This is a genomic window from Psychrobacter aquimaris, assembly GCF_016107525.1.
GTDB lineage: Bacteria > Pseudomonadota > Gammaproteobacteria > Pseudomonadales > Moraxellaceae > Psychrobacter > Psychrobacter aquimaris.
In genome coordinates this window covers 1-17,815 of record NZ_JABASR010000021.1, presented here as the reverse complement: position 1 = coordinate 17,815, position 17,815 = coordinate 1, and the positions used below count along the sequence as shown (strand labels likewise).

The 17,815-nt window shown below is 42.4% G+C and carries 15 protein-coding genes; 1 reads left to right on the top strand and 14 read right to left on the bottom strand.

Features of this window, described 5'->3' with window-relative positions; translation table 11 throughout:
- Positions 1–116: 116 nt before the first annotated feature.
- The 11 genes from JFC10_RS14290 to fmt all read right to left on the bottom strand — a co-directional run bounded on the left by JFC10_RS14290 (position 117) and on the right by fmt (position 11,814).
- Positions 117–578, bottom strand: a complete 462-nt coding sequence (locus tag JFC10_RS14290; RefSeq protein ID WP_198333413.1) for a hypothetical protein — start codon at positions 576–578, stop codon at positions 117–119.
- Between the two features lie 85 nt (positions 579–663).
- Positions 664–1,635 carry a TIGR01777 family oxidoreductase gene (locus JFC10_RS14285; RefSeq protein ID WP_198333412.1) on the bottom strand — a complete coding sequence of 324 codons (972 nt, stop codon included), beginning with the start codon at positions 1,633–1,635 and terminating at the stop codon, positions 664–666.
- 32 nt (positions 1,636–1,667) lie between these two features.
- Complete coding sequence (locus JFC10_RS14280; RefSeq protein WP_198333411.1) at positions 1,668–2,168, bottom strand: hypothetical protein; 501 nt, start codon at positions 2,166–2,168, stop codon at positions 1,668–1,670.
- Positions 2,169–2,285: 117 nt separating this feature from the next.
- Positions 2,286–3,239 (bottom strand): fatty acid desaturase family protein, encoded by a 954-nt coding sequence (locus JFC10_RS14275; RefSeq protein WP_198333410.1) that lies wholly within the window; start codon positions 3,237–3,239, stop codon positions 2,286–2,288.
- A 156-nt stretch (positions 3,240–3,395) separates the two neighbouring features.
- Positions 3,396–3,914, bottom strand: a complete 519-nt coding sequence (locus tag JFC10_RS14270; RefSeq protein ID WP_193011594.1) for a GbsR/MarR family transcriptional regulator — start codon at positions 3,912–3,914, stop codon at positions 3,396–3,398.
- A gap of 122 nt (positions 3,915–4,036) precedes the next feature.
- Positions 4,037–4,666, bottom strand: a complete 630-nt coding sequence (locus JFC10_RS14265) for an L-threonylcarbamoyladenylate synthase (protein ID WP_193011593.1) — start codon at positions 4,664–4,666, stop codon at positions 4,037–4,039.
- Positions 4,667–4,844: 178 nt separating this feature from the next.
- Complete coding sequence (gene dprA, locus JFC10_RS14260) at positions 4,845–6,089, bottom strand: DNA-processing protein DprA (RefSeq protein ID WP_193011592.1); 1,245 nt, start codon at positions 6,087–6,089, stop codon at positions 4,845–4,847.
- A gap of 62 nt (positions 6,090–6,151) precedes the next feature.
- Positions 6,152–7,249 (bottom strand): LysM peptidoglycan-binding domain-containing protein, encoded by a 1,098-nt coding sequence (locus JFC10_RS14255; RefSeq protein ID WP_227685766.1) that lies wholly within the window; start codon positions 7,247–7,249, stop codon positions 6,152–6,154.
- 369 nt (positions 7,250–7,618) lie between these two features.
- On the bottom strand, positions 7,619–9,040 hold the full coding sequence (thrC, locus tag JFC10_RS14250) for a threonine synthase (protein ID WP_198333408.1): 1,422 nt from the start codon (positions 9,038–9,040) through the stop codon (positions 7,619–7,621).
- A 41-nt stretch (positions 9,041–9,081) separates the two neighbouring features.
- Positions 9,082–10,620: a transcription antitermination factor NusB gene (locus JFC10_RS14245; RefSeq protein ID WP_198333407.1), complete on the bottom strand. Its 1,539-nt coding sequence runs from the start codon at positions 10,618–10,620 to the stop codon at positions 9,082–9,084.
- A gap of 114 nt (positions 10,621–10,734) precedes the next feature.
- Complete coding sequence (fmt, locus tag JFC10_RS14240; RefSeq protein WP_406947311.1) at positions 10,735–11,814, bottom strand: methionyl-tRNA formyltransferase; 1,080 nt, start codon at positions 11,812–11,814, stop codon at positions 10,735–10,737.
- A gap of 347 nt (positions 11,815–12,161) precedes the next feature.
- On the opposite strand from fmt, the gene JFC10_RS14235 reads away from it, so the two are divergent.
- A complete protein-coding gene (locus JFC10_RS14235; protein ID WP_198333405.1) occupies positions 12,162–14,984 on the top strand; it encodes a response regulator in 2,823 nt (940 codons plus the stop codon).
- 35 nt (positions 14,985–15,019) lie between these two features.
- Here JFC10_RS14235 and JFC10_RS14230 read toward each other — a convergent pair whose 3' ends face one another.
- The 3 genes from JFC10_RS14230 to nrdR all read right to left on the bottom strand — a co-directional run bounded on the left by JFC10_RS14230 (position 15,020) and on the right by nrdR (position 17,729).
- Complete coding sequence (locus JFC10_RS14230; protein ID WP_198333404.1) at positions 15,020–15,694, bottom strand: riboflavin synthase; 675 nt, start codon at positions 15,692–15,694, stop codon at positions 15,020–15,022.
- A 421-nt stretch (positions 15,695–16,115) separates the two neighbouring features.
- The gene (gene ribD, locus JFC10_RS14225) at positions 16,116–17,171 is read right to left on the bottom strand and encodes a bifunctional diaminohydroxyphosphoribosylaminopyrimidine deaminase/5-amino-6-(5-phosphoribosylamino)uracil reductase RibD (protein ID WP_198333403.1); all 1,056 of its coding nucleotides are present in this window, start codon (positions 17,169–17,171) and stop codon (positions 16,116–16,118) included.
- Between the two features lie 99 nt (positions 17,172–17,270).
- Complete coding sequence (gene nrdR, locus JFC10_RS14220) at positions 17,271–17,729, bottom strand: transcriptional regulator NrdR (RefSeq protein WP_071002667.1); 459 nt, start codon at positions 17,727–17,729, stop codon at positions 17,271–17,273.
- Positions 17,730–17,815 lie beyond the last annotated feature (86 nt).

The following is a 17,815-nucleotide window of genomic DNA, read 5'->3' as shown; positions in this document are numbered from 1 at the left end:
CTTATTTAGTGATAAGTAGTAGCTGTCTTACTGGCGCGACCACTTAATTTAATCGGCTGGTTTTATTTACTTTATTTCTGTCAAAAGTGAAATAATCAGATAAATTTTATTTGCGGTTAGTATTTGTACTTAGGTAATACGAACCATCCTGTGATGATAGCGCTGACACCGCCATTACAGCAAAATAAAATATCACTTGTCATAGAAGAATTTACAGAGCCATCCCCTATCATGAACCACACTACGAATAAAAACGTGCTCATAAACCCTATTATAAATAAGGGAAAAACCTTCGCTACCGAATTAAAATATATTTTGAACTTAGAGACGATATAACCTGTTAATAACGCTGGTAGTAAACCTCCGAAAAAACCTACTAGGATAAATGCTGGGGCCATTTTGACGAAGAGTAGTGAATCTCGTAGTGGAATGCCAATATCTATCGACATTCCTATCGCTATATAAAAAAAGAGGATTAAACCTCCTACCACCCCGCCCAATAACCCATAGACTCCTATCACCTTACCTCTAGGATAGCTGGGTACAGTAATTGTAGCGTTGCTATCAACTTTACTCATAAAAAACCCTTTTTTAGGTTTCACATGAAACAAAGCATACGATAATAAAAAATTACGTTTCACATGAAACAATCTTCATAAGTATCTATGACTTCTGCTCTTCTAACGCCTGCTTCAGTGTTGGCTGTTTAAACTCATAACTGGCGTCCTGTAATGCTTGTGGCAATACGTTTTGACCATCAATCAATAGCGTCGACATCTCACCAAACATCAACTTAAGTAAAAAACTTGGTAAGGTAAAAAAGGTTGGACGGTGTAACCACGCCCCAAGTGTTTTGGTAAAAGTATGATTGGTCACAGGATTGGGTGCCGTTAGGTTATAGACTAGCGCTGGCGTATCATTTCCCGTTACCGTTTTTAATAAATTATCCTGTGTGGCCTGACTTTCCGTATAACCAGCAAGGTGCTGCTCAATGATAAATATCACCGCCCCTACCCAGTCTTCACGACTGATCCAACTCATGATTTGTTTGCCATCGCCCAATTGTCCACCGACACCTATTTTAAATGGCGTTAATAATTTACCGAGCATACCGCCATCAGGATGGATAACCACCCCAGTGCGTACGATAGCCACGGGTACACCATGTTCAGTGGCTTTGAGCGCTAGTTGCTCCCATTCATGACATAATTGATGAGCAAAATCAGTTTCAAAACCACTGCTTTCGGTAAGGGGTTTATCGCCTTGTGCGCCATACCAACCAATCGCTGAGCCGCTAACCATTAGCTTGGGCTTAATACTGGTGCGCTTAATAAATGCCAATAAGGACTCGGTAGGTTTGATACGGCTGGCGAGCAATTGCTCTTTACGCGCATCGCTCCAGCGCGAATCAGCGATACCCGCCCCTGCTAAATTTAAAATAACATCAAAGCTTTTATCCGAACTCGCTAGCTCATCATAAGTCATCATTTCAATATCACTCGGATGCACCTGACTACTATCACGCGTCAGCCAAGTAATATATAGCGCTTTATCCTGTACACGATAACGCGCCATGATTTCCTTGCTAAATGCACTGCCCAAAAATCCTGAGCCGCCACTGATTAAAATATTCATGTCCTACTCCCTATATACATTAATTATCATTGTCATCTTTCAGTAAACCTTAAATCGTTATAGTTATCGTCTGCTTTTTTAGTGCTGATATCAAAACGACTTTTACATGCTTTTGGTAAAGCAATGCAGCTGGCGATAACTGAGTTAGTAGCGCCAAATAATCCTACGCCAATCATAAAGGCCAGTAACACGCCCACCTCTATCCAGGAGTTGATGCCTAAATATAGAACGATTGCACCCATATAACCTGCTGAGGTTATAAACCCAATAAAAAATGTCGTGCTTCTACTCTTATGATCACTACGCCATATATGCTTATAAGCGACGATAATGCCGGTTAATAAAGCCGGAATAAAACCAAGTAGACCGACATAGAGTAATGGTTGGTAACCAATCTGAGCAAAATCTGCATCCCTAAAAATAAACAATATAGCCAGCTCTGCAATCACCCCACCTGCCACGCTACCAAGCCCTGCAAATAAAATAATCACTGATAAGTAAGGGTAAGCACCTACATTATTATTCATTTTCATGATATTTATCTTATTAACATTCGTCGTTAATTGAGTATAAATACGGCATTGGCAACGCCAATGAAATTACTGTGGATAATTGGTGGATAAGTATCTTGGTTTTATTTAGCCTGCTTATTAGACAAAACGTTTACGAATAGGACAGTCATTCTCATCGTGATTATGGTGAGAGTTATTTTTCAATTTGTTCCAACGATTATTAATACATTCCATGATGTCAGCCATTGTTGGCAATACCCGCTTCTTGGTCAAGTGTGGCACTACCGCATCTAAACGCTTGGCAAGCGCTGGTAAATGATTGGATGGCACAGCAGGAAACAGATGATGCTCTACGTGATAGAGTAAATTGAATGTCAATAATAAGTTGACCAGTTGATTACGCTCGGTGCGAGCGATTGTCTCATCACAATCGTGGTGCACGCCCCACACAGCAATGATACCGACACTGGCATTAGCTAACATCATGGTCAGTATATGATATATCAACACTTGCGCTAATATCGCGAGGGTAGCAATAGTAAAGGCGGTCAATATAAGGGTAACTATGACGACTGAACCAATCAAAGCAAACTCTAGCCAAGCTAGGTTTTGATTGCGACGGCTGCTTAGATGCAGTCCTTGACGATAAATATCGAGCCGATAAGTTATCCCGCCGAGCATCGCTTGCCACCATGACACTTTTGCTAGACTGCCTTCAATATCATTGTCGCCCAATGGGTCTCGATGATGCGCCATGTGAGTGGCTCGAATGCTGTGCAAACTGGTCATCAATAGCACGCTAAGCAACAGTAATATGGCGGTGGTCGTGCGTTTTCCCGCCCCTAAGCTATGATGATAGCCATCATGGGCTTGGCGGAAAGCAGCAGCAAAGAATAAATAGGAAGCACCGCATGCTAAGACATACCAAGATTGGCTGGCAAACCACCAAGACAACAACAAAAATGGATAAGGCAAAATAACGTTATAAGCGATTTGACCGCGCGTTAACTGGCGCAAGTCTTGCCACTCGACTGCAGCGATAGCCTTTTTAATGGCTTGCTCTTTATTAGCGTGTGTTTGGTTGACTGTCATTTTACACATCCATTTGTCGTTGCTATTTTTGTTGCTGCTATTTTTACTGAAACTTGTATCACTTACACTTAGCTGGCTTTTATATCTATTACATATATTTCTGTCAAAACAGAAACTACATCTCAAATTTTTTATTTTAAATCACATAGCTTACTATTAACGTAAAACCTTTTTGATACTAGCGCCCAACTTGAGGACTTTTTTGAGGATGCTTGTGGGTAATTTAAGCATCTCAGATGACCATGTGGTTAGGGTACTAACGAATTCTTGGGTATCACGAATACGTGACTTTACCTCATTATTTTCATGTTCAAATTCAGGACTGTTCATCAGCTCCTGTAAGAACTGCACTGTGGGCTCAAGCTCACGCTTCTGACGCTCTACAACGATAATACGTGCCAACTCCCAAACATCAGTATTGGTCGTAAAGTGGTCACGACGATCACCTAATATCGAGACCTTTTGTACCAAGCCCCAGTGCTGTAATTCTTTAATACTGTTTGAGACATTAGAGCGCGCGACGCCAAGTGTTTCGGTGATTTCTTCAGCATTTAGCGGCTTACCGATGATAAATAATAACGCGTGAATCTGTGACATGGTGCGATTGACGCCCCACTGCGAGCCCATTTCACCCCAATGTAAGATAAATTTTTCGGTCACAGGATTCAGTTTCATGATTAATCTACACTCTATTTTATAAGTTTTGGTTATTTATTGACTTATCTTGCGCTATTCTTTTATTTCTGTCAACAGTGAAATTAAGAAGTAATATTCATCGTTTGGTTGAAGGTTATGCGCTAACGAATAACTAAACCCGTGGTTGCGTCACGAATTTGGCTCGGTAAAGTATAGCCTAATGTTTCAGCCTGCAAGTAGCTGATTTGCTCGCCAAAATACCCATACGCATCAGTGAAAGTCATAGCAGGCGGTTGTCCTGATGGATTACAGCTTGTGGAAACCAATAGTCCAAATGGGTTTTGAACGTCGACCAACTGTTGGCACAATTGACGAATTATAGGATGGGCAATGACTCTGACTGCCACTGTTTGATGCTGCCCCGTGATCCAAGTAGGGATAGTCGTTTCAAGTGTCTGCGGGATAGGCAATAGCCATGTATGGGCTTGCTTACCTTGTAGCTCTACATTGTCACTATCTGCCTGCCAACTCTTGATTATTTGTTGGCGCTGACCTTCTTCTAAAGACTCTAGTAACGGCATTAAACGCTCAGCGCTGTCAGTAATGACGATCATGCCTTTGGCTTGTGGACGCTGTTTGATGGATAAAATACGTTGAACGGCTGCTTCGTCATAAGCGTCACAACCAATACCCCAAACGCTTTCGGTGGGATAAGCAAGTAGCTGTCCTTCTTTAAGCCACTTGGCAGCTTGAATAACAGAATCAGTAGTGAAAGATATGGATTTTTTCATGGCTTGAAAGCTTCAAACAGGTAGGAGTTTAAGCATTAATAATAACATAGGAGAGACGCTGACTAAGTGAGCCAAATTCAAATATTTATAAAATTGTGCTGACCTTAGCACCCTTAAGTACCCTTAAGTACCCTTAGAAATATTAAAGCATAGCTATCATTGTAAATGCCCAGATAGCCTATACGCGCAAATACCGTCCGCCTTGCACACTGATGACGCCTAATAATTCAAGCTCCATCAACTGTCCAATCAACTGCGGTGTGGCAAGTTTGGTAGCGATAATCAGCGCATCTAAATCCTGCCCGTGCCAATCAAGCTGCTCATACACAAGCGTTAAATGCTCTGGTACGACGATAGTGCTCCTAGGAGACTTTATATTAGACGGTATTGGTTGGCTCGCTGTAGCAAGAGCTATTTCTGCAGTATTAGAAGACTGAATACTATGCGATGGCTTATGATTAGTACTGACTGTCTGTTCTGCTGGTCGATAGCTATTATTATCATAATCCAACTGACTATTTACATCGTCGAGCACTTGCTGGGGATGATAAATTAAGGTCGCGCCTTCACGTATCAAGTAATGACAGCCTTCAGCATTGCTATTATCAATATGACTTGGAATTGCAAAAACTTGCTTACCCTGCTCCGAAGTTAAACGCGCGGTAATCAGCGAACCACTCTGAATGGTCGCCTCTGTCACAATCGTTGCTAAGCTCAACCCAGCAACCAAACGATTGCGCCGTGGAAACGTATGCTTATGTGGCAATGTATGCGGCAACAGCTCACTAATAATACAGCCGCCTTGCTCAATTATCTGGGCAAACAATTTATCATGATGATTGGGATAATTGACCTCAATACCTGTACCCATGACTCCAATTGTTCGACCTTGATATTCAGCATCCGCCTGTGCTAACGCGCCTAGATGTGCTCGCTTATCGACACCCATGGCAAGACCGCTGGTAATGATATAACCAGCTTGCGCCAAATATTGCGCGATATCAAAGGTGATTTTTTGGGCATGGGCGGTGGGTTTTCGGCTGCCAACAATAGCGACTTGTGCCTGGTGCAAGCGAGCTTTATTGCCTCGGTAAAATAATACAGGCGGTGGGTCATAGATTTGCGAGAGCTGTACGGGATAATCAGGCTGGTCAGAAAATAGCAGACCGTAGCGTCCTTCGATGAGCGCTTGCTGAATTTTATCAATACTGGCTTGCGTTTGCTCTGGCTGTTCATGACGGGCAAGATGGGTATGATGAATACCCAATTGCCGCCACGCATCTACTTTAGCGTACCAAGCAAGCTCTGCTGTGCCAAAAGAAGTAATGAGCTTATGATAAGCAGATAATGATGCATTCACCTCAGTCCACAGCGCCAGTACTGCGCGCTGCTTGTCTGATAAAGAAGAAATAACTGCCGTCATAATCATCTGGCTCGTATAGGCTAAGTTAGCGTATTTTGTCCAAAAATACGCATGATGCTCACTTATAGATATGGAGGTGGTAACAGCTGGTCGCCGACGTTTAATGGTAGCTCTGAATCAAGCACATAAGCATAGCTAATATTATCGAAAGTATTAAAAACCATGACCATACCGCTTGGCTCATTTGGTAAGCGTACTGGCGTGTCATTGTCTTTAGTATCGCGGATCAAAGCCCCTTTTTGATACACAGTCAATACATCACCAGGCTTAGCCCCATGGGTACTACCTAAGTTGATAGCAACGACACTACCCTTCGCCGCCGAGCTGATTGAGTCCATGACGCGGACAATCATACCACCACGACTCACAGTTGCAGGGGCTGGATAAAAGACGGGCGGAATAGAGTTATTCAACTCAACGAATACGCGATCACCTTCACGCACTTCTTTGTCATAACTGTCGGTAAGCTGCAAACTGCTAACGCCGTTGGTTTCTGTCGAAGTAACCAAACCAGTCGCAACTTGCGTGACTTCTAAACCGATAACTTCTTGGGTTTTTGGCTCAACATATAGCTCTCCTTCACGGTAGATACCATAACGCTGACCGACGATCAGTGGCACACCTTTGGCATACACTTTATCGCCACTGGCAGTAATCAAATTGCCTTTTTTAGAGGCCAATATATAAGGCGTGGTATTAAAATCTTGTGGATTAACGATGACGGTTTTATCTAACCAGTGTTGTATAGCAGACCACGGAAGCGGTGGAATACTATTGGCTGTTGAAGTGACTGTGACCGTGCTAGATACCACTTTGCCTGTTAATTGCTTTTCAACCCCAGCACAACCTTCGCCAGTATCAACACCAATCAAGGTTTTACCTTGAATCACGCATAAGATAAGAATGTCATTAGGATAAATAAGATTGGGGTTTTTGATTTGCTTATTGGTTGCCCAAATCTCTTTCCAGCGCCACGGACTGTCTAAATAACGTCCTGAGATGTCCCACAACGTATCGCCTTTTTTGACGATATAGCGATTGGGTGCATCCGCTTTGATGGCTGGTGGTGGATTGTTAGCGTGGGCAGCACTCATTAGCATGGCACTACTAAATGTCGTGATTAACAGTGCTTTTGCTATCATTTTTAAGCTCATCTTCATTGTTATATCCACAATATGTACCACTGTTATCGCCACAATTCATACTATTTAGACCTATCACTTAACCTTAATCCCTGAATGTCATTAAAATAATGACAAGCAATGAGGGTCGTAAAAGGACTTAATAGTACGGCTACTATGACGCCTATAGGGCAGCTGTTCAGTGTAATTGGCTGGTGTGATTACTAAAAAAGCGTCTAGCAAAATGATGAGTCGCCGACGCTGTTTCTAATATTACAATTATATCTACCATAACACAATCATAAACACTTTATTACAATGGCGTAACTTTTATATAAATACTGTTTGTGGAGTTTCTTATGAACTACATAGTTTCTTATGAAAATAAGCGTTAAAAGCCACTCTGATTTATGCTGGATTTGGTGTTACATGCTTCCGGATTTGCTCAGCGACCAGTTCAGCGTTGTTATCTAGTACCACCACATGTTGTGGTAACGCTTCTAAGCCTTCGGTGTGAGCAGGACGTGCTATTTCTATCGATCCAATCGCTTCGATGATCGTATCAGCAAATTTAACGGGCAATGCCGTCTCCGCACAAACAATCACTTCACCTTCGCGCTGTAATTCTTTGGCGACTTTGATACCGTCAGCGGTGTGTGGATCAACTAGCTCTCCATGCTGCTCATAAAGTGTTTTGATAGTTTGCAGGCGGTCGCTATGGGTAGATTTACCCGCAGCAAAACCGTAGCGAGTGTTGACCGCCTCCATTAGGTCAGACAAATCAAAACCTTGACCAGATTTCACCCCTTCAAACAACTCATGAACACGGGCACTGTCTTTGTCGAGCAATAAATAAACGAAACGCTCAAAGTTAGAGGCTTTTGAGATATCCATTGAAGGGCTTGAAGTCACATAAGTCTTTTCAGTAGGACGTGGCTGATAGGCACCTTGGTTAAAAAAGTCGTTTAGTACATCGTTTTCGTTGGTTGCGACAATCAAACGCTCAACTGGCAGACCCATTTCACGGGCGATGTGACCGGCACAAATATTACCAAAGTTACCTGATGGCACGCTAAAACTGACTTTTTCATCGTTGCTTGTAGTGACTGCAAAATAGGCTTTAAAGTAATAAACAATCTGCGCTAGGATTCGACCCCAGTTGATAGAGTTTACTGTCCCTAGATTATAAGCCGCTTTGAACTCAGCATCTTGCTGTAGCGCTTTGACGATGTCTTGGCAATCATCAAACATGCCGTCGATGGCGATATTATGGATGTTATCATCGGTCAGGCTGTACATTTGCGCGCGCTGGAATTCACTCATTTTGCCATGCGGTGACAGCATAAAGACTTCGATATTTTCTTTGCCACGCAGTGCATACTCTGCTGCACTGCCCGTATCACCACTGGTCGCACCAATAATGGTGATGCGTGCATCTTTCTTCTTGAGCACGTATTCAAAAGCATTACCCAAGAACTGCATGGCAACGTCTTTAAATGCTAGCGTTGGACCATTTGATAACCCTAAAATATATATATTATCTTCAAGCTTACGGACAGGAACAATCTCATCAGAGCCAAATACCTCAGCAGTATAAGTACGCTCAATGATGTCTTGCAAATCAGCCATAGGAATATCAGTAGCAAAGCGTTGCATAATCGCCATCGCTAGCTGAGGATAACTAAGCGTGCGCCATTCATCAAGCGTTGCATTATCGATATTTGGATAATGCTCAGGCAGCATCAAACCACCGTCCGGCGCAAGACCCATCAAAAGCACATCACTAAAATCCATCGGTGCTGTCTGACCACGGGTACTGATATATTTCATTAGATTGTCCTGTCTATAATGAGATGATTAATTAAAACAGTTTATTCAGCAGTTTTGTGCAGCAAGGCATAATAGAAACCATCGCCGCTCTCGCTATCAATTGGCAAGCACTGGCGACCAATCGCTTGTTCGATACCCCAATTGCAATCGTCGTTAAATTCAATGGCTGCTACATTGTTGTAGTGAGTCATGAAATCCTGCATCTGTTCGACGTTCTCTTGCTTTAGGATAGAGCAAGTAACATATAATAGATAACCGCCAACTTTAAGCTGTGGCCATAGGTTATGCAAGATATCGGCTTGTAGCAATGCCGTTTGCTCGATGTCTTCTTCAGTACGCAAAATACTGATGTCAGGATGACGACGAATCACGCCTGTTGCCGTACAAGGTGAGTCTAGTAATATAGCGTCAAACACGAGCTTGCTCTTTTTCTTACCCGCCCCTTGCCATGTGGTTGCATCTGCACAGACGATATTAAGTGCGATATTTTTCTCTGCTTGCTTCAAATCGTGCTGACTTAAATTTAAGCGCTGTAAATTTTCATGAATACGCTCAATACGCGGTGCTTCATTATCGATAGCAGTTACTTTGATGTCGGTAATCACTGGCGCCGCTTCATCATTTTGTTTCACGTGAAACAACGGTGATTGGTCATTAGAGCTTATGAGCTCTAACCAATGCGCCAATTTACCACCAGGTGCAGCGCAAGCATCTAAGATATGCAACTCAGTCGACTTATCAGTGCTTACTTTATTCATCAAGGCAGTATGAATAATCGGTGCGGCAAGCTGGGCATGCATGTCTTGTACGCTGGCAGCCCCTACAGCAAAATCAGGCAAAGCATTAACGGCAGTGCTTTGATGTAGTCTAAGACCTTTAGTTGATAATGCTATTGATGAAGCCTTATCTGATGAATCAAGTAGATTAAAACCACTTTTTAGCTCAACGATGTCTGCTTCAATCTCTGCCCCATCCAATGCATGCTGATAGTCCTCTACTGAGCTAACCGCTGAATTCACCCGTAAAAACATTGGTGCTGGTTGGCGTAAACCTTTGGTTAGCTCATCATACTGCTCGCTCCAGTCTTGCTTAAGCTGATAAGCGAGCCAATTCGGTAAGCTATGCTTTTTATCGCACTTCTTACGGAATTTGCTAGGGTTTTTAGCAACTTTACGCAAAATAGCATTCACCAAACCAGTCGAATGAGCAAAATCAATCTCTTTTGCCGCTTCAACCGTTTCATGAATCGCCGCATGGTCAGCCACTTCTAAATATAGTAACTGCACTAATCCCACTTGAATCGTGGTACGAACTTCAACCTCATCAATAGGGTTATCCGCTAAAGTATCGAGCAAACGCGCTAACGCATACCACTGGCGCAATGTCGTTAATAATAGCGCATGAGCAAAACCTTTATCACCATCATGTAGACTGTTTAGTAACGGGTCAAGGACGCTTGCAAGCGACTGACCATTTTGAATGGCCAGTAAAGTGCGAATCACGCGGACGCGGACGCTACCATTCATGATAAGGTTGCTTGACGGTTTGAGCTTATTGTTTCTTGGCGCAGTGCTTCTCATTAAATTGAATTTCCTTGACGTATGATCGATAACGTCTGATAAAAGTTAGATTATTTGGTATCAAATTAAAAATATTAAAATAAACGAGATGAAACTGTATTAATTTGGCGGGCGTTATTTCGAATCAGTCGTGAACTGATCGCCATCATTTAATTGGTTGCCATGACAGATTTGCTCGGCTGTCATCGGCTTACCACCAGCAAACTGCAATTCGGTAATGGCTAAAGTACTGGCTGATGGCTCAAAACTTTCTACTTTACTATCTAGTTTAATATCAGCTTGTTTGGTATCAGCATCCTTACCACAAGCCACCAATATCGCTTTGCGTCCAACGCTGATGACTGTGCCAGCAGGCTGATTGGTTTGCTGCGACGGATTCACAGGCAAACTGGCTAGAATTTTGACGCGCTGCCCTGCCAAAAAAGTATAGGCACCTGGCCATGGCGTCAGCCCACGAATTTGTCGCTCAATTTCAGTAGCGGATTGTGTCCAGTCGATTTCGCCTTCAGTTTTGACCAGTTTTTCGGCATAATTGGCTTGACTGTCGTCTTGAGGTACAGCCTGCGCTTGATAATGTGCCAAGTCTTTTAGCACGGTAACAATGGCGGTCGCGCCAAGCTCAGCCATCTTATCATGTAGGCTGGCAGCCGTATCATTAGCTTCAATAGGAGCACTGACCTTATAGAGCATATCGCCCGTATCTAAGCCTTTATCCATCTGCATGATAGTGATGCCTGTCTCGCTATCACCAGCCAATAACGCACGGTGAATAGGTGCTGCACCGCGCCAGCGTGGTAGTAATGACGCATGAATATTTAGACAACCATACGTAGGCGTGGTCAATACGCCAATCGGTAATATCAGACCATAAGCTGCAACAATCATCACATCTGGCTGATAACTACGTAGAGTCTGGCGCGCCGCCATACCTTCGCTACTAGACTTTTTAAAGGTGAGAGGTTGCTCAACCGCAATATCATGCGCCAATGCGACTTGCTTTACCGCAGAGGCCGATAGTTTTTGACCCCGCCCTGCTTTACGATCAGGCTGTGTATATACAGCGACGATTTCTATATTTAGCGCTTCCTGTTGGTTGATAAGCGCCTTAAGGCTAACGGCGGCAAACTCAGGAGTGCCAGCAAACACAACCCTTAAGCGCCTATTAGATGAGCGATTGTTTGTTGTAGGCAGCATGGATAAATCGGAGGCAGAAGCAATTGTAGTCATAAACAGGCATTATATAGGGTTGATTGGCTCATTATAGGTGAGTTTGCGATGTTGTGCCATGGTTGTAATAATGGTAATCGAGCGTTACTAATGACACGGTTTGTCTTTATAATAGAACGCAAGCAGAGCGCTCTTATTGATGACTTTGTTTACAAAACGACGCGGTATTGGGCAATATTGCACTACGATTCACCATTTTTTATAGATAATAGGTGCAGACTATAAAGGGTAAAATAGCTTGAATGAACCAACTGCTGTGCCAAACTGACTATTTACTCACTATGTTTTTCGTGTCGATATAGGACCACGCTTTCATGCAACAGTTTCAGTCCTTACAACGCTTACTCATATTCTATGCACTGACGTTGCTGGTGATGCTGACGCTGTATTATGTCACAATATTTCATGAGATAAAAAAACACAGTGAACAACACAGTATCGATACCTTTTATGCATTGCAGCATGAAGTCACTGAACGTGATGGTCTTCTAAACCCTGACATTAAAAAGATTTTAGAAAAACCCGTATTTGAAGACATAAGCTATCAGCTGGTTTTTATGATGCCATCTGGGCAGACTTATATCCATCGCCATACTCGGCCTAATGAGACTGCTTTCGCTACCGTGACTTTTCCTATCATTAGCTCATCGCCTTCTAATAACGGCAGTCATAGTGCTTATACTCTCAATAATCGCAACTTAACGGGTACCATTAAACTCAAAAGTGGTCATCAGCTTTATATTATATTGCGCCATAAGCCGCCTACTATTGAATGGATATCATATCGCTACTGGTTGCCATTGATGGCAGCAATAATACTTTTTATCATCGCTTTGCTTTATATGCTCAATCGTCGCGCCAATTGGGAGCAGCTGCTACTTTATACTGACAATCTAAGTAGTCACGCAAAAGAAGCCTACAGTCCACCGCCTTTTTTGCACAAAAAATCTACGACTGAGTTTCTACGTTTAGGCCATGCGTTGAGCCGTGTCAGTTATCAGCTACACAATGATTATCGCCGTATTAAAACCCTAACACATCGTCTTGAACGTTTGGTGGATCAAGCCCCTTTACCGATGCTAATGATTATGCGTCATGGTCAAGTCAGCTTTTTTAATAAACGTTTTGAACAAACATTCATGTCTTTACCGCAAAGCGATAGTAGCTATGAATTGACGGATTTTATCGTGGGTAAGGATGAGTCCACGCAGCGATTGCTCCAAACGTTATCTAACCTGCGCTTCACTCGTACCTTAATAGTCTACGGATTAAAAAATAAGCAGGCTTACCAATTGCATATTACACCATGGTTTGGTGAACATGGCCAAGTCCACGGCTTTACGGTACTGCTGAATAATATCAATGAATTTGCCAACCAAGTCGAGCAGTTACAGCAACAAAATCAACGACTACAGCGAAAACTTGACGAATTAAATAAGGTTCGATCGCTGACAGGTCATCAACTACGCATACCGCTAGAAATGATGATAGATACGCTTGAACCGATCGATCCTGCGACATTGACTACCGAGCAGAATGACATTTTAATATCATTAATTAAAAGCAGTCAAAATATGCTAACGACACTCAATGATGTGCTAGACATCGGGGAAATAGAGGTAAGAAAAACTCGCCTTAATATTGAGCCTGTCGATATTTATAAATTAGGGCAAGAGATCAACGACTCAATAATAGGCAATACGAGGCAGCAAGGGTTAGAGCTGATTTACTTCTTTGCGCCAGATTGCCCGCGCTGCATCGATACGGATGATATTCGTCTACGACAAATTCTCTTAAATTTATTAAAAAACGCGGTTAAATTTACCACTTCTGGCTATGTGGCATTGACCATCGAAACGGTGAGTAATGCAGAGGTATTAGCAACCAAAAACAGAGGATTGGTAGATGACCATACGCTTATTAAAAACAGTTATATTAATAAAGACAATACCAATCATGCCTCACACGACTGGATTCGGTTTAGCATAAAAGATAGCGGTATGGGAATCGATATAGCGAAGCAACATCAATTGCTGACTTACCTTAATGAAGGCAATAACCAAAACAACAATCGAAACGTTGACTATATTCAAAAGAGCACGACTGAGAAAGGACTAGGGTTAAGTAACGTCAATAGTTTTGCGCGATTATTGGGTGGTTTTATTGAAATAAAAAGTACGGTGACTAAAGGCAGTACTTTTAATCTGTATCTACCCTGCCGCTGTCCAAATTATCAACCGGTCTATCATCACAATCAACACTTGACTCAGATTTATCTTATCGCTGTTATCAATCAACCGCTGGTTGCTGAAAATTTGCAGCGCTTGTGCGAGCACCTATCTATATCAACGACTATTTGTACGTCGATAACCCTCTCTACTATAGAGAATATTGTGGCTAAGTTAGCGCAAAATAAGCAGACACTCGCTCCTATCTTACTATTAGATTATGAATATTATGAAACCGTTTCTATTGCTTCTGCTAATCAGGCGATAATGGATGATGATAGACATCAGGCGTTAAATATCCTGCTCGACAATCCGTCGCTACCAAAGATACTGTTTAGTATGAAACCAGAACGCCGCATTCCCTCTATATTATTAGATAAATATGAAGGGTTTTTGACCAAACCGTTAGATGCTACTCTATTGCTGTCTGAATTACTGCGCTTAACCTTACCAGCGAGACAGAATCTGGTTCAAACCATAGATATTAAAGAAGAGAGTAAACAGTTAGCAATCGAAGCAGATAAATCTACCACCGAAAATGTATCGCCACTTATCTTGGTGGTAGAAGACAGTCCAACCAATCAGAAAATAACCTGCAAGATATTGAGTAAACTTGGTTATCGTAGTGTGGTTGCAGAAGATGGTCAGCAAGCGTTAGATACGCTACAACAACAGCGTCAAGATATCTCACTTATTTTGATGGACTGTCGTATGCCTGTCATGGATGGGCTACAGGCTACCCAAGCGATTCGTGCACAAGGTGATAAAATTGCCATTGTAGCGCTGACCGCGAACAACACCAAAGAAGATCGCGACGCTTGTATAGAAGTGGGAATGGATGAGTTTTTATCCAAACCTATCAACAAAAAAGAGCTAGAGGCGGTTTTACAGAGCTTTATCAAATCATGACAATCTGTAAAACCCACTCTTTAAGCTTAAACCAGTTACTTCATAAAACCATTATCTGCTAAAAATGCTTCTGTAATTTGGCTTTGCGGACTTGGCGTATTCATGCCACCCGTTTGTGACTTATTTAACAAACGTTCTAAATAGCGTGCGACGATATCTACTTCGATGTTGACCTTATTTCCAACCAGCCAATGCTTAGCGATATTGGTCACTTGTGCGGTATGTGGAATGATATTTAAAGAGACAATATTGTCTCGTACAAGGTTGGTCGTCAGGCTAATACCATCAACCGTTATAGAGCCTTTGGTCGCTGTATAATGCGCTAGCTCTTGTGGTATCTCAATCTCGATATAGATAGAGCGTGCATCTTGTTGCAGCTTACTGACTACGCCTACGCCATCGACGTGACCTGCGACAATATGACCACCAAAACGCGTGGTTGGTAACATCGCTTTCTCTAAATTAACCGTATGACCCGCTTTTAAGGTTTCTAACGCGGTACGAGCGATGGTTTCACGTGAGACATCAACGGAATAATGATTACTACCTAAGTCTACAACGGTTAAGCAAATACCATTGGAGGCGATAGAATCTCCTAACTTCACATCACTAAAGTCCAAATCATCAGACTCTATCGTTAAACGTATATCACCGCCCGTAGGCTGCATGGACTTAACCTTTCCAACACTCTCTATAATTCCAGTAAACATATCGACCTCATTTCATTATGATATTGTCTTCATAGACAATATATCTTGATTTATTGATATTATGGCAGCATTTGTCTGAGCCAGTTTTTTTATGGCAACGTGAGCTTAATTGAGCATATGACGGGATAAATTGTGGATAAGTACTGATAAATCAACTCATAGCGTATTAAAACACTCATTTCAATTAAGTTATCCACAGGAAATGAGATATGGATTAACATTAAGAAAAAGCGATGGCTAAACCTAAGTTATTGATTATATTAATTTAATATCTAAATTTTTACAAAAATCCTAATTTTTTGTTTCATGTGAAACAAAGTTATACACAGTTTCATGTGAAACCCTCTACTCCACTGGCTGCTTATCCACACTTAGCAAGTATTTAGCACAAACTGTGGATAAGCTGTTTATAAATAACAAGTTATAGTGGTAATAAAGTCAGTTTAAGATCAGGATTTAGTGTTTCATGGCTATAAATATCGAAACGCAACTGCTGAGCTAGAGACAGTGGGTTAAAATCGACCATCGGTCTGGCTTGCGCGCCTAACAAACAAGGCGCCTGATAGAAAATCAACTCATCTACCAATTGTTGGCTTAAGAAACTACCAGCAACACTAGCCCCTGCCTCTACCAACACGTCATAACATTGATAATCACTAACCAATTTTTTTAGTAATTCAATCAAGTTATCTTCACGCCAATAAATCGTATCCGGTCGACGGCATAACTGATACTCAGACTGTGAGCTGTGTTCTAAACGCTGACGCCTATCGAGTACAACAACCTTGGGAGCAGGAACTTGCTCAGGTGGTACACCTAATTGGTTGGAACGTACGTTAAGCTGTGGATTATCAGCGATAACCGTTTCACTACCAGTAATAATCGCGCCACTTTGTGCACGTAGCTTCTGTACATCTTCGCGGGCAGCCGCTGAGGTAATCCATTTCGACTCACCAGATGCCATCGCGGTACGACCGTCAAGGCTGGTGGCAATTTTAAGTCGTACATAAGGCATCTGGGTGCGCATTGCTTTTAAGAACCCACGATTTAAAGCTTCTGCTTGCTCGGTTAATATACCGACTGTTACTTGAATCCCAGCCTGCTCTAACAGTTTCACACCGCGTCCTGCCACTTGCGGATTGGGATCAAGCCCTGCGATCACGACACGTTTCACACCGGCATTAATAAGACCCAAAGCGCAAGGTGGCGTACGCCCCGTATGACTACAAGGCTCTAAAGTCACATAAGCAGTTGCACCTACAGCCCTCACACCCGCTTCTTTTAGCGCAAATACTTCTGCATGAGGCTGACCAGCTTTGGGGTGGAACCCTTGACCGACGATCGCTTCTGCTTGCACGATGACACAGCCTACCGCTGGATTAGGTCTAGTGGTATATAAACCCTGTTTAGCTTGTTCGATCGCAAGCATCATAAAGTAGCGGTCTTGCGCATTCTGAGTATGGTTTGAAACTGGCATAAAAGTAGACTTCATTAATGATTACAGGAGATTCTATCTAAGAAAACAGGCGTTTTAAGCTCAAAAATAATTGCTGAAGATTCGGATACATTTATCAATTTACTTATCATTTGGACGGATATTGGCAATCTCTTGATGGAAAGCATCAATATCTTGAAAGTCGCGGTAAACACTGGCAAAACGCACATAAGCAACATCATCTAACGTTTTAAGCTCACTCATGATAATCTCACCTAACACTTTACTACTGATTTCACGCTCACCCATTTGTCTGACACGTTTCTCAACTCGACTAATCATTGCCTCTTGCTCATCAATAGTGATGGGGCGCTTTTGCAAAGGCAACAAGATAGACCGACGCAGCTTTTCATTGTCGTAAGGTTCAATCTTGTTGCTGGATTTGATAATCCTTGGCATCACCACTTCTACCATCTCAAACGTTGTAAAACGCTCTTGGCAACTATTGCATGAACGGCGGCGACGCACTTGCGCACCTTCTGCAGCAAGACGTGAGTCGATCACTTTTGTCTCTGATGCATTACAATATGGGCAGTGCATAGCGTTTCCTTATTTTAATATTAAGCGCAAGAGTCACAAGTCACAAGTCACAAGTCACAAGTCACAAGTCACAAGTCACAAGTCAC

Excerpts from the sequence above, each read along its gene's own strand:
- thrC (WP_198333408.1), bottom strand. The coding sequence starts at position 9,040 with ATGAAATATATCAGTACCCGTGGTCAGACAGCACCGATGGATTTTAGT.
- JFC10_RS14255 (WP_227685766.1), bottom strand. The coding sequence starts at position 7,249 with ATGAAGATGAGCTTAAAAATGATAGCAAAAGCACTGTTAATCACGACA.
- JFC10_RS14290 (WP_198333413.1), bottom strand. The coding sequence starts at position 578 with ATGAGTAAAGTTGATAGCAACGCTACAATTACTGTACCCAGCTATCCT.
- fmt (WP_406947311.1), bottom strand. The coding sequence starts at position 11,814 with ATGCTGCCTACAACAAACAATCGCTCATCTAATAGGCGCTTAAGGGTT.
- JFC10_RS14235 (WP_198333405.1), top strand. The coding sequence starts at position 12,162 with ATGCAACAGTTTCAGTCCTTACAACGCTTACTCATATTCTATGCACTG.
- JFC10_RS14245 (WP_198333407.1), bottom strand. The coding sequence starts at position 10,620 with ATGAGAAGCACTGCGCCAAGAAACAATAAGCTCAAACCGTCAAGCAAC.
- JFC10_RS14265 (WP_193011593.1), bottom strand. The coding sequence starts at position 4,666 with ATGAAAAAATCCATATCTTTCACTACTGATTCTGTTATTCAAGCTGCC.
- ribD (WP_198333403.1), bottom strand. The coding sequence starts at position 17,171 with ATGCCAGTTTCAAACCATACTCAGAATGCGCAAGACCGCTACTTTATG.
- JFC10_RS14285 (WP_198333412.1), bottom strand. The coding sequence starts at position 1,635 with ATGAATATTTTAATCAGTGGCGGCTCAGGATTTTTGGGCAGTGCATTT.
- JFC10_RS14280 (WP_198333411.1), bottom strand. The coding sequence starts at position 2,168 with ATGAAAATGAATAATAATGTAGGTGCTTACCCTTACTTATCAGTGATT.
- nrdR (WP_071002667.1), bottom strand. The coding sequence starts at position 17,729 with ATGCACTGCCCATATTGTAATGCATCAGAGACAAAAGTGATCGACTCA.
- JFC10_RS14270 (WP_193011594.1), bottom strand. The coding sequence starts at position 3,914 with ATGAAACTGAATCCTGTGACCGAAAAATTTATCTTACATTGGGGTGAA.
- dprA (WP_193011592.1), bottom strand. The coding sequence starts at position 6,089 with ATGACGGCAGTTATTTCTTCTTTATCAGACAAGCAGCGCGCAGTACTG.
- JFC10_RS14275 (WP_198333410.1), bottom strand. The coding sequence starts at position 3,239 with ATGACAGTCAACCAAACACACGCTAATAAAGAGCAAGCCATTAAAAAG.
- JFC10_RS14230 (WP_198333404.1), bottom strand. The coding sequence starts at position 15,694 with ATGTTTACTGGAATTATAGAGAGTGTTGGAAAGGTTAAGTCCATGCAG.